General features: G+C 37.4%; 10 protein-coding genes. 4 read left to right on the plus strand and 6 right to left on the minus strand.

Features of this window, described 5'->3' with window-relative positions; translation table 11 throughout:
* Positions 1 to 276 precede the first annotated feature (276 nt).
* From V4D30_RS06340 to hisA, 5 genes are read right to left on the minus strand one after another with little or no spacing between them, the layout of a single operon-like run.
* Positions 277 to 4020 carry a FecR family protein gene (locus tag V4D30_RS06340; protein ID WP_353683482.1) on the minus strand — a complete coding sequence of 1248 codons (3744 nt, stop codon included), beginning with the start codon at positions 4018 to 4020 and terminating at the stop codon, positions 277 to 279.
* An 11-nt stretch (positions 4021 to 4031) separates the two neighbouring features.
* Positions 4032 to 5555 carry a tetratricopeptide repeat protein gene (locus V4D30_RS06345; protein WP_353683483.1) on the minus strand — a complete coding sequence of 508 codons (1524 nt, stop codon included), beginning with the start codon at positions 5553 to 5555 and terminating at the stop codon, positions 4032 to 4034.
* A 31-nt stretch (positions 5556 to 5586) separates the two neighbouring features.
* A complete protein-coding gene (gene hisF, locus V4D30_RS06350; RefSeq protein ID WP_353683484.1) occupies positions 5587 to 6426 on the minus strand; it encodes an imidazole glycerol phosphate synthase subunit HisF in 840 nt (279 codons plus the stop codon).
* A gap of 46 nt (positions 6427 to 6472) precedes the next feature.
* Entirely contained in the window at positions 6473 to 6772 is a 300-nt protein-coding gene (locus V4D30_RS06355; RefSeq protein ID WP_353683485.1) for a nucleotidyltransferase domain-containing protein, read from the minus strand.
* Complete coding sequence (hisA, locus tag V4D30_RS06360; protein ID WP_353683486.1) at positions 6759 to 7484, minus strand: 1-(5-phosphoribosyl)-5-[(5-phosphoribosylamino)methylideneamino]imidazole-4-carboxamide isomerase; 726 nt, start codon at positions 7482 to 7484, stop codon at positions 6759 to 6761. Before hisA ends, V4D30_RS06355 begins: the two co-directional genes overlap by 14 nt.
* A gap of 21 nt (positions 7485 to 7505) precedes the next feature.
* Here hisA and V4D30_RS06365 point away from each other — a divergent pair, with 21 nt between their 5' ends.
* From V4D30_RS06365 to V4D30_RS06380, 4 genes are read left to right on the plus strand one after another with little or no spacing between them, the layout of a single operon-like run.
* A complete protein-coding gene (locus V4D30_RS06365) occupies positions 7506 to 8120 on the plus strand; it encodes a class I SAM-dependent methyltransferase (RefSeq protein WP_353683487.1) in 615 nt (204 codons plus the stop codon).
* A gap of 28 nt (positions 8121 to 8148) precedes the next feature.
* The gene (locus tag V4D30_RS06370) at positions 8149 to 9117 is read left to right on the plus strand and encodes a KpsF/GutQ family sugar-phosphate isomerase (protein ID WP_353683488.1); all 969 of its coding nucleotides are present in this window, start codon (positions 8149 to 8151) and stop codon (positions 9115 to 9117) included.
* Positions 9117 to 10172 carry an LptF/LptG family permease gene (locus V4D30_RS06375; RefSeq protein ID WP_353683489.1) on the plus strand — a complete coding sequence of 352 codons (1056 nt, stop codon included), beginning with the start codon at positions 9117 to 9119 and terminating at the stop codon, positions 10170 to 10172. The genes V4D30_RS06370 and V4D30_RS06375 overlap by 1 nt, the downstream gene beginning before the upstream one ends.
* A 42-nt stretch (positions 10173 to 10214) precedes the next feature.
* On the plus strand, positions 10215 to 11312 hold the full coding sequence (locus V4D30_RS06380; RefSeq protein ID WP_353683490.1) for an LptF/LptG family permease: 1098 nt from the start codon (positions 10215 to 10217) through the stop codon (positions 11310 to 11312).
* A 9-nt stretch (positions 11313 to 11321) separates the two neighbouring features.
* Here V4D30_RS06380 and V4D30_RS06385 read toward each other — a convergent pair whose 3' ends face one another.
* Positions 11322 to 11609, minus strand: coding sequence for a DUF1640 domain-containing protein (locus V4D30_RS06385; protein ID WP_353683491.1), 288 nt, complete (start codon positions 11607 to 11609; stop codon positions 11322 to 11324).
* Positions 11610 to 11649 lie beyond the last annotated feature (40 nt).

The raw sequence follows: 11649 nt of genomic DNA on the forward strand, positions 1-11649 counted from the left end.
CATTCCAAGCCTTTTTCCTTTGTCATTCCGACCTTTCAATTTGTCATTCCGAGCCTGCGTAAGCAGGCGAGGAATCTCCTCAGTTTCTTTCAGCATTGGAAGGAGTCAGAGATTCCTCGGGGCATTGAACCCCTCGGAATGACAAAAAGAGAAGTTCTGGATGACAGATTCGGGTAGCGTAGGGGATTGCCACGCCCTCGGCTCGCAATGACAGAGTAAGTGTCATTCCGACATTTTTGTCATTCCTCGCCTGCCAGAGGCAGGCGAGGAATCTCCTTACCTTACAATCCCAGATGCTGTTCCTGAAAAACTACCACTTCCGTAAGTTCCTGCAGCAGCACCCTGCATGTTTACAGAACCTGTATATGAACCACCTGAAAGCTGGACTGGATAGGCAGTATCATTTGCCACTGTTGCCGCCCATGCTCCACCTGACCAATATGTGGGAGTAAACTGAACAGAACCTGAAGCTCCCGATGTAGCATTGAGAGTGACAGACTGATTTAGTGTTGGTGTTCCAGAATATGTTCCAGTTACATTTGCCGTTGACCAGAGCAGAGGCTTTTGTCCTGTCTGAGTTGAAAAGAATACAACATCATTCATGTTTACTGTTAGATTGTTTCCTGAACCACTAAAACTTGCTTTTCCAACCTCAACAACAGGTATGCCAAGTTTTCTAAGCTTTTCCTGGTCTTCTGTAAACCCAGTTCCTGATGTATTACATGTTCCTCCCGGACATGCCATGCTTAAGAATTTCTGCGTTTCAAAAGCTACTCCCACTGTGATTGCCTGCCAACTTGTTGGGTCAAAGGTTCCAACAGTTTCACCAACGAATATTCCTGTTACGGCGGGAGTTCCTGTTATGTCTGCAAAATATGCATATGTTTTACCGTGAATTAGATTCTGAATACTGTTTTCACTCCCCCATAAATCTCCTTTAATTAAAGCACCAAAGGTATTTGGCTGTCCTTCAAAGCTTCCAGTATATGTTATATTCCATAAGCCTGAGGGAGCAGAGCTGTATGTTCCTCCCATTCCAATTATGCCTGCTCCAAAGTTGTATTCATTTGTGTTTGTATCCATGACAATTTTGGCTTCCTGATTATAAATATTTATTGTTATTCCATACTCATTAGAATCAGCACTGAGATTTGAGATAACTGCTGGAGAGGGAGTTGAAGGTATTGAACCTGTATCAATAGTTACCGCCCTTACAGTGTTTTCACCTTCAAGGAAAAATCTTTTTTCAAGGGTTAATACATTTGATGATCCATCTGTTGAGAGATTTCCTATAAAAATTCCCTTGTTCGTTGAATCATTATATATTCCTGCCAGATAGGCAGACATGTTATATGTTGTATCTGATTTTTTTGCAAATCTTCCACCTATATAACCAGAATACTGATTTGAACCTAATGACCAGGTAATTGGTGCATACCATAAATAGCCTTTGTCAGTGCTAAAATCTATTTCATTAGAATCATCAACAATCTTTCCCACTGAATAAATACTTCCGTAGCCTTTACTCCAGAAGCTATCTCCACCAAGATATGCATTAATTCTTGCTTGTGTTGGTGAAAAATTCTGTTTGTAAATCTTACTCGTGTCTGTACCTGATACAATATTACTTATATGGGAAAGCTCCATAACTGGTTCATAACTGCCGAGCACAACACCAACCCATTTATCTGAACCAAAATCACCAAACAGTTTACCTTCTACTGTTCCATAATGGTTTGGAGTCATGAATCTGCCAGTGAATGTTCCTGACATTCTATTACCTGATACTGTTGCATCTGAAATAGAGCCGACCCAGTAATCAGGTTTGTCTGGATCTGCATCTCTGTTATCCCAAGAGTCACCCCCAAATTCAAGTGTAAATCCTGTTGGTGATGTTGCAGAATGACTTCCACCAAGCTCTATTCCAAAAACTCCCCATGGCTCAATATAGCTTCCTTTTTTAAGAGAAAGAGAGGCTGAACCAATTGCACCATAAGATGTAGCATTTATATCCTGCCTTGATATTGTCGGAGTTCCACTTCCGCCTCTAAAGAATCCCTGATAATAACCCTCAATATAGTTCCTCCATGTATTCATTGCGGAATAACCATCTGCTTTCTTTTTTAGTGTAATGACAGGTTCACTATCAAAGATGTGAAGGCCTTCATCATAAAAGTTATAGCCTCCCTTTAAGCCTTTAATAATTCCTGCAGAGTTGTCAGAACCAATGTATAATCCATAGATAGCATAATCCTGCTCCCATGAGCCTCCAGCAAATCCCTGAAGCTTTAGACTGCTTCCAGAGTTTTGCTGAAAAGAACCCCATAGCATTGTTGGCTCAGGTATATCATGAGAAGGAACATATCCAACTGTGTAATTTTCAGTGGTATATGGGACTGAATCATTGATATTTGATGGCAAATTCAACTGCCCTGTTCTTCCAATAAATATGGTGGACTGAGGGAGTCCTGAGAGTTCATCTATTTTACTGCCATCATAATGATGAATATATCCTGTAATTTGGGCAGACAAATTAAGTGGCTTTACATATATCCATGGTGCAGTGGTTAATGATTTTATACTTCCAGATTCAAGAGTAATTGAAGAAGGACCGCTTCCTGTAAAAAGATAATCTGGCGTAAGAAGTCTGAAATAGGAAGAGGAGGCAGTTCCTTTTAAAATCCAGCAACCTGTTGAGCTATCTCCTCCTCCTGCATTAAATGTGGAACTAAAGGAAACAGGATTTGCAACTGTAAGTTTGAGCATTCCCTTGTCAAACCCTGTTGCTCCTGCAGCATATCCGGTTACTGAACTACTTGCATTAGTTACAATCGTTCCTGTGAGATACTTAGAAAGAGGATTAATGATTGAAGAAAACCATTTCTTAGTATTGCCAGATTCATCATTTGCTTCTATCTCAACTTGATATGAGGAATAACCATAACCCATAACAGGCACTGAAAAATAGACAGGATTTTGAGCTACTGTATTTACAGTAATCCAGTCACCATAACTACCTCCTTGTATGACTCTGTATTTAACATTTATGTTTCTGTTTGCTGAGACTGTATAATTCAGCTTTATATTGGGATCAGATGCTGATATTGGTTCAATGCTTTGAAAACTTACATCCATTAGAAACTCGGTAGTAGAAGGTATTGTCTCCGTAATGGGTGGAGTAGCTTCAACCAGGGTCTCTGTAACTGTTTTTCCCACAAGCTGAGTTGCAAAAGGCTTTCTCTCTAATACTGCAGTTGCCTCAACTGCTACAGGCATTGTCTCTGCAGAAGAGGCTTTCTCATCAGAAGCTGTCCGTGTCTCTTCTTTACCAGCAGGAGACATCTCTTCCTTAGCAACAGTTATATCTCTTTGTTCTCTTTCAATCTCTTTTGGTGTAGTTGCTCTTGGTGGTGATGGTGGAGCTCCCTCTCTTACTATCGTGCTCTCACCAGCTTTAACTTCAACAACAATCTCTGGGCGCTGAATATTATAGGTATAAACCCTTCCTGTAATAACAGTTACGGTTGAATATGTTGGATAGTGGGCAACTATGTAGTTTGTTCCCCTTACTCCTGCAACTGCTATTGGTGTTTTAATCTCAAATCTGTTAGCCTTTGGTGAAGCCTTTATTTTTTCAATGCTTTTTTCCGCTACAGCAGCTCCTACCTTGCCTCTTGGCACATTGAGTGTAACCTTGAGAGTTTCACCATCAACAAAATACTCGCTTATATCAACTCTGCTACGGGGTGCAATTTTTACAACTGTTCCATCTCTGAATGTTATCTCTGCTCTTGAGTCTGTCTTTGTCCTTATTATGTCATTTAAATAAACAGGCTCATTTATCTTTGCAGGGACTGCTGGAGACTTGCCAGCCCTTAATATATCAACCTTTCCCTGAAGTGCTGTTATTTTCCCCACTTCCTCTGCATGAGCTATGGAAATAAATAAAAAGCACATAATTAATGAAAAAAAGAAAAATGAGAAGACTTCTCGCTTTGCCCGCAGCGATTTTTCTCTCATCTTAAGCCTCCTTAAAAGTTAAAGCTTAACTCAAATGTGTAAATATTTCTCCTGTAATCGTAAATAGGAAAATTAGAGTCAGCTCTTAAGTGATAGTAGTTAAGATTTGCTCTCACTGTCTTTGAAACATCAAAGATAAATCCAGATGTTAATGAATAAATCCTGTCTTTTCTTTTTTCTGGTGTTTCAGGAAAACCTTGGACTCCTCTTGCACTGAGGGTATTAATATTTTTATAGTTCTGCCAGGTATGCTCTCCTGCTATCTGAAGGCTGAGTTTTTCTGTCAGAGGATATACCAGCCCAGCAGAAACTCTATGGGAAGAAGAATCCCAGTTTATTCCCTGAGTATCATCAACTGTGTAGTCATATCTTGCATATAAAACTCCTTTTTCTTTAAAAGGATAAAAATATCCAGCTCCAATACTGTACTGACTGCTATCCCTGTCTTCATCAGGATTAAAACCTTCAATGTATTTAAGCATCTCTCTTTTACCGTATCCAGCAAAAACCTGACCTATATGCCCGGGAAAAATCTGAATGCTCAGGGTTGGAGTAATTGAAAAGAATGACATATATTCTCTTTCATTAATCCACATGTGGGAGTAGCTTACTGGAAGCGTTATGAATCCATCTTTGATGTTTAATCCAGGGGTTAATGTAACCGTGCTTAAAGTAGTGTCATATTTGAAGGAGTGAAAGTAGTTTTTTGTGTAAAGAGTGAGGTCTCCTGTAAAAAATAGATCTCCTCCTGGCAGAGTTCTGTAACTAAGCTTCAGGGTGTTTGTCACCGCTGAGTCTCTTTTCCCTGAAATCTCATCAACTGCTGTAACTCCAATTATAGTTGTAGGCTTTGATACAACATTGTCATCATACTGATACGCAACTCCCAATGTAATGCTCCACTCCTTAAAAGCAGTCTTTAATGCTGTAAGATAATCAGATGCAAACTCTGCTATATCTGTCTTTGGTTCAATCTTTATTAGAGTTTCAAGGCTTTTCATTGCCTCCTTTATCTTTCTTTCAGAGGCATATGTGAGTGCTATCTGTAAATCTGATGCCTGAGTGAGTGCTGGATCAATTGATTTTGCCTTTTCAAAAGCCTTTCTTGCTTCATCAAATCTTCCCATCTTTGAAAGAACAACTCCTTTAAGAAACATCACCCTTGAAGGCATGACAAACTCTCTTTCAGCCTCATCAAGCCAATGAATTGCCTCTTTTAACTCACCAAGAAAATATAAAACCTCAGCAACTTCAACATAGGCATCATTTATTCTTGGTGTGCCAGTAAGAGCCTTATAAAAATAGTCCTTTGCAGCTCTGTAATCTCCAGTCTGTTTGTATGTAAGTCCAAGATAAAAGGCTGCCATTGTTGATGGCTTTGTTTTGTAAACCTCTTTTAATATCTCAAAGGCCTCTTCATAGTTTTCTGCTCTGTATTGCTCAACTGCTTTCTGAAGGTCTTCTGCATAAGCTAAAAAGGGAATAAATATCAAGATTAATGCTAAAAAAGAGTTTATTGAAATCTTTTTTAACATTAAAAAGTGTAAAAATTTTTTTTATAAAAAATCAACTGATTCTTACAGGAATTCCTCTTTGTCTTAAATACTCCTTTGCCTCTCTTACCGAGTATTCTCTGAAATGGAATATGGACGCTGCAAGAGCTGCGTCTGCTTTGCCAAGGGCAAAGGCTTCATAGAGATGCTCTAAGGTGCCCGCACCTCCTGAGGCAATAACTGGTATTGTAACAGTCTCTGCAATTGCTCTTGTAAGCTCTATGTCATAGCCTTCACGGGTTCCATCTCTGTCCATACTCGTAAGCAAAATCTCACCAGCACCGAATTCCTCCATTTTTTTTGCCCATGCAGTAGCATCAATTGGACGCATAAGTCTTCCACCATGAGTTGACAGAACAAATCTTGAGTTTTCATTGTAAAGCACATCCTGTAGTTCAGGGTCATCAAACCATTTTTCCTGTGGATAAGCTTTTGGATTGAATGTGTTATCAACCCTTTTTGCATCTATTGCAATCACTATGCATTGTGAGCCAAAACGTGATGATGCTTTCTGAATAAAGTATGGATCACGGACAGCAGTTGTATTAATAGAAACTTTATCAGCACCTGCATTAAGTAAATCTCTTATGTCATCAAGGCTTTTTATTCCTCCACCAACAGTAAGAGGCATGAATACAACTGAGGCAGTCCTTTCAACGACATCAATTATGATTTTCCTTTTTTCATGGGATGCTGTAACATCAAGGAATACAAGCTCATCAGCCTCTTCCTCATCATAGTAAAGAGCATTCTCAACAGGATCACCTGCATCCCTGAGATTGAGAAAGTTCACACCTTTTACAACTCTTCCATCTTTCACATCAAGACAGGGTATAATTCTCTTAGCAAGCATACCTTACTCCAGAATTTTTTTATTTTTTATGTAACTTAAGAGCTCTTCATATTTTTATACCACATGTTCTTGCTATTTCGTAGATTGAATTTTCTTCAGGTTTATGCATATTTTCAACAAGAATATCAATCTTTTGCTCTCCAATTTTTCTTTTAAGTTCAGCGAGAAATGAAGCCTTTGCCTCAATTATTCCATCCTTCATCTCAGTGCTTATGTATATATCTATATCTCCGCCTTTCTGAGTATCGTCAACTCTTGAACCGAACATACGAACCTCGCAGTTTTCTCCAAAATACTTTTTGGCAAGAGTTTTAATGGCTTTTAACACCTCTTCACTTAATCGCATTTACCAACTCAATTGCTTCTTTTAAATTTATTGCGCCTGAATAGATTGCTTTGCCTGTTATAACTCCCCAGAGTTTTTCTATTTCAGCAAGCTTCTTTATATCCTCCATTGATGAAACTCCGCCTGAAGCAATTACAGGAATGTTAACAGCCTCAACAATCGCTTTTGTTGCATCAATATTTGGTCCTGTAAGCATCCCATCTCTTGATATGTCAGTATAAATTATTCCCCACACTCCGTAATCCTGCATCCTAAGGGCAAGCTCTGCTGCCTTTAGCTCTGTAAGTTCAACCCAGCCCTTTACTGCTACAAACCCATCCTTTGCATCAATGCCTGCAACTATTCTTTCAGGAAATATTTTGCATACCTCTTTTACAAAATCAGGATTATGAGCTAATACTGTTCCAAGAACTACTCTGTCAATTCCTGAATTTAAAAGCAATTCTATGTCCTCTATCTTTCTTATTCCTCCACCAACCTCTACTGCACCATGAAAAACTTCTCTGATTTTTTTTATTGACGAAAGATTGCTCAGTCTGCCCTGCTTTGCTCCATCAAGGTCAACAACATGAAGGACTTCTGCTCCTTCAGCTTGCCATCTTAATGCAGCTTCCTCGGGATTGTCATAATAAACTGTTACTTCATCAAACTTACCCTGACGAAGTCTTACGCATTTTCCATCTTTAAGGTCAATTGCTGGAATAATCTTCATTTTTTAGTATAACATAACAGGATGGATGAGCTTGCAAAGGAGTATGTAATTGATTTTTTTACAAAAAGGCTGATTCACTTTAAAAACACTCCTGAATCAGTGGGATGGACACGCACAGGTCAGTTGCTCCGATATGAAACAGTTCTTAAACTAATTGAGCCTGAGGGCAAGACTCTGCTTGATTTTGGCTGTGGAAAAGGAGATTTTTACGGCTTTTTGAAGGAAAAGGGAGTCAGATGTCGCTATACAGGCATAGATATAAATCCTTCGCTAATTGAAGTTGCCAGAAAGAGTTACCCAGAAGCGGAGTTTTATGTTATGGATATTGAAAATGAACCATTATCAGAGTTTTTTGATCTTACCGTTGCAATTGGTGTATTCAATCTTGCTGTGCAGGATGTAAAAGAGCTCATGCAGAGATGCGTGAAAATACTATTTCAGCATACGAGAGAAAGACTTGTTTTTACATGCCTTAATGAAAAAACAAAATTAAGAGACATCGGGGTTACTTATTTTTCTGTAGAAGAGTTACAAAGATTCGCCTGCACCCTTACAGAAAAATTTAAAGTTATAGATAATCTTATAGATGGCGATCTATTTTTAATTCTTGATAAAAGTAGCTTTTGTTTGAAATAAAACCTCATACTAACTTAAAATAAAATTTATGGAAAATCTCATTGATGTAGCAAAAAGAGTTCTTACAATTGAAGCACAATCTCTTCAAGACCTTAAAAAAAGAATTAACGAAGAGTTTCTCAAAGCTGTTGAGATAATTCATAACTCAAAGGGAAGAGTTGTTGTAACAGGAATGGGCAAGTCAGGGCTTGTGGGAAGAAAAATTGCAGCAACTCTTGCATCCACTGGAACGCCTTCATTTTTCATGCATCCTGCTGAAGCAAGTCACGGTGATCTTGGCATGGTTACAGAGGATGATGTTGTAATTGCTATAAGTAACAGTGGTGAGACAGAGGAAGTCTTAAGGCTTATTCCCTATCTTAAATATTTCAATGTGAAAATTATTGCTCTTACTGGAAATCCTCAATCAACCCTTGCCAGACAGGCTGATGTGACACTGGATGTATCAGTAAAAGAGGAAGCCTGTCCATTTGGTTTTATTCCAACTGCATCAACAACAGCTACTCTTGCAATGGGAGATGCTTTAGCAGTGGCACTTATTATGCGTAATGGTTTCAAAAAAGAGGATTTTGCTTTCTTCCACCCGGGAGGCTCTCTTGGAAGAAAAATGCTAACAAAAGTTAAAGACCTGATGCATACTGGGGAAGAACTTCCAGTTGCCTATCCTGATACTGTAATGCTTGATGCTGTTTTGGAGATTTCATCAAAAAGACTTGGCGTTGTTATAATTGTTGATGAAAACAGAAAGATTCTTGGAATTATTACTGATGGCGATGTGCGAAGAGGTGTTCAGAAATACGGTAAGGAGCTCTTTGAACTGAGAGCTTCTCAGATCATGACCAGAAACCCGAAAACTATAAATGAAGAAGAGCTTGCAGCAGTTGCCCTTTCAACGATGCAGAAATACTCTATAACAAGCCTTATTGTGCCTGCCAGTGATGGAACACTTAAAGGCTTAATTCACATTCATGATATTCTTAAAAAGGGTATTTTTTAATGAAAGTTATTTACGGCAGCTTAACCCGGGAGCTTATTCAGAATATTGCTCTTTCAATAGCCTTTTTAAATGCTGTTTTAATCATTGAAAAACTGTTTAAACTAAGTAAAATATTTGCTTCTGTTGGAATAGATTTGCCAAATCTTGTTTTGCTCATAATCCTTTTACAGCCTCAGTTGCTTATTTTTACAATTCCAATGGCTTTGCTTCTCGGTGTTTTGCTTACTTATGGAAGAACTCAGGCAGACAATGAAATGACAATCTACATGGTAAGCGGCATGCCCTATAAAAAGACATTCAAACCCGCTATATACATTGCAACAGCAGCATTTTTTCTTACTACTCTGATGAGTTTTTATCTTGCGCCAGCAGGAGTAAGTCTTGTAAGAGAAAAAATTTTAAGTATTCTTGCAGAAAGAGCACCTCTTGGGCTGGAAGAAGGAGTTTTCAATCAGGGATTTAAAGATGTAACAATTTTTGTGAAGGAGAAACCTGACAGTTTACACTTAAAAGAAGTGGTAATTTTTGATGAGAGAAAAAATGAGACAAAAATAGTGATTGCTAAGGAAGGAGTTATTAAAAAGGAAAAAGACAATATAAATTTAAGTTTGTTGGACGGGAAAGCTTATTTTAACAAAGGCACATCTTTAAATGAAGTAAGCTTTAAAGAGTATATATTCAAGCTTTCTCCAAATATAGATCCAATAGCAAAAAAAATCAGTGAGCTTTCTTTAATTGAGCTTTTTTCAAAAATTGTTACTGAAAGATCAAAGAGCATAGATTACAAACTGGAGCTTTATAAGAGATTGGCTTTACCTATTTTATGCATAATAAGTGTTTTTTTAGCTCCTTCATTATGTCTTATTGTCGGGAAAAGTGGTAGAATTGGAGGAATTACAGTAGGGCTTGCTATATTTGCAATTTATTACATCTTCATGATATATGGAGCAAATGTTGCAAAAGCAGGAAAAACATCAGCAGAAGTTGGTTCTCTTATGCCTGTTTTAGTCATGGGATTTTTAGCTTTCGTTATTTATTTCAGGATTAAAAAATGACTGGCAAACGCTATTCTGATACAGGCTTGAGCTGGAAAAAAAATGAATATCGTATGTAAGAGCTACATAAAAGAGTTTTTAAAAACTTTTTTAATTCTGCTTTTTTCAATGTCTCTTCTTCTGTCAATTGTTGGGCTTATTGAAAAAATAGATGATTTTATGCCTTATAAACCTTCAGCTGTTTTTTTTGTTAAATATGGTTTATACAGCATCCCCAGATACATTTTTTATCTTATACCTTTTGTCACACTTGTAACCTCTCTCTTTATATTTTCAGTTGGTGTAAGAAGCAGGGAATTCCTAATTCTTTCTGTTTCTGGCGGAAAATTAAGAGTCCTTTTAAAGCCCTTCTTAATTTTAGGTATTGTCATCTCTATTTCTGGCTTTATATTTGGAGAGTTTATTCAGCCAGAATTTACGAAAAAATTAAATATCATGGTTGAAGAATTGACCATGAAAGGGAAAAGTTCTGTACAAAAAAATATTTTTCTCAGAGCCAAGGATGGAACTGTGATAAAAATTGGAGAATATTTGGCGGGGCAAAGAAAGGCAAAGGATGTAAAAGCATTTATTATAAAAAACAATATCTTAACCAAAAGAATAGATGCTCAGGAGACAGAAATAAAAGAAAACTCATGGATTTTTAAAAATGCCCTGATTTATGATTTCTTATCCGGCAAAGTTGAAAAATCCGAATTAACAGACTATCCGATTAATTTGAAGATATCCGTTGCCACATTTAAAGATATTAAAAAAATTGAAGAGTTTGGAATAGTAGAACTTATTCAGAAAAGAAAAGAACTTAAAAGAGCGGGATTGAGCAATCCTAAAATTGATACTGATATCAGTGGAAGGCTTTCATATAACTTTGTAACATTTTTCATGATGGTGCTTGGAATTTCTTTGCCTCTTGGTGCCCATGAAAAATTTATTTTTATTTTCTCAAAAACCAGAGGAGGAAGCAGTGGAATCATAACCGTAGGGATAGGTTTGCTCATAACAATAGTTTACTGGCTTGTATATTCACTCTTTATGTTTATGGGTTATTCAAAAATCTTACCATCCTTTGTATCACCATGGATTACGCCCTTAATTTTTGGATTTGTATCTATGAAGCTTTTTTATGCAATAAAACAGTGAAACTGATTTTTAGAAAAATAATTTGATAAGTCCTGCAAAAACACCAGCAAGGATGGCGGTTTGAGCAATTAAAAATCCTGCTACCCATTTAATTATTTCTATCTTGAATTGAGCAAGTTTTACTTCAATATTTGCTTCCACTTCCCTAATTCTTGCTTCAATCTCTTTAATGTCTCTTCTTGTGGCAAGGTCATCTTTTATTTCTTTTTCAAACTCTTTCAAAAATTCAATAAATGCCTCTGCCGCATCTTCTCCGAGGCGTTCTCTTACTGATTTTGGTAAACTTAATACTGGCATGTTTAAAAAATAGCAAACTCAGAATAAAAAAATCAATACA

This window comes from Thermodesulfovibrio sp. 3907-1M, from assembly GCF_040450955.1.
GTDB lineage: Bacteria > Nitrospirota > Thermodesulfovibrionia > Thermodesulfovibrionales > Thermodesulfovibrionaceae > Thermodesulfovibrio > Thermodesulfovibrio autotrophicus.

What these genes read in the sequence shown, in the direction of transcription:
- V4D30_RS06385 (WP_353683491.1), bottom strand. Translation starts at nt 11,609, where the DNA reads ATGCCAGTATTAAGTTTACCAAAATCAGTAAGAGAACGCCTCGGAGAA.
- V4D30_RS06365 (WP_353683487.1), top strand. Translation starts at nt 7,506, where the DNA reads ATGGATGAGCTTGCAAAGGAGTATGTAATTGATTTTTTTACAAAAAGG.
- V4D30_RS06340 (WP_353683482.1), bottom strand. Translation starts at nt 4,020, where the DNA reads ATGAGAGAAAAATCGCTGCGGGCAAAGCGAGAAGTCTTCTCATTTTTC.
- V4D30_RS06380 (WP_353683490.1), top strand. Translation starts at nt 10,215, where the DNA reads ATGAATATCGTATGTAAGAGCTACATAAAAGAGTTTTTAAAAACTTTT.
- hisF (WP_353683484.1), bottom strand. Translation starts at nt 6,426, where the DNA reads ATGCTTGCTAAGAGAATTATACCCTGTCTTGATGTGAAAGATGGAAGA.
- V4D30_RS06355 (WP_353683485.1), bottom strand. Translation starts at nt 6,772, where the DNA reads ATGCGATTAAGTGAAGAGGTGTTAAAAGCCATTAAAACTCTTGCCAAA.
- hisA (WP_353683486.1), bottom strand. Translation starts at nt 7,484, where the DNA reads ATGAAGATTATTCCAGCAATTGACCTTAAAGATGGAAAATGCGTAAGA.
- V4D30_RS06345 (WP_353683483.1), bottom strand. Translation starts at nt 5,555, where the DNA reads ATGTTAAAAAAGATTTCAATAAACTCTTTTTTAGCATTAATCTTGATA.
- V4D30_RS06370 (WP_353683488.1), top strand. Translation starts at nt 8,149, where the DNA reads ATGGAAAATCTCATTGATGTAGCAAAAAGAGTTCTTACAATTGAAGCA.
- V4D30_RS06375 (WP_353683489.1), top strand. Translation starts at nt 9,117, where the DNA reads ATGAAAGTTATTTACGGCAGCTTAACCCGGGAGCTTATTCAGAATATT.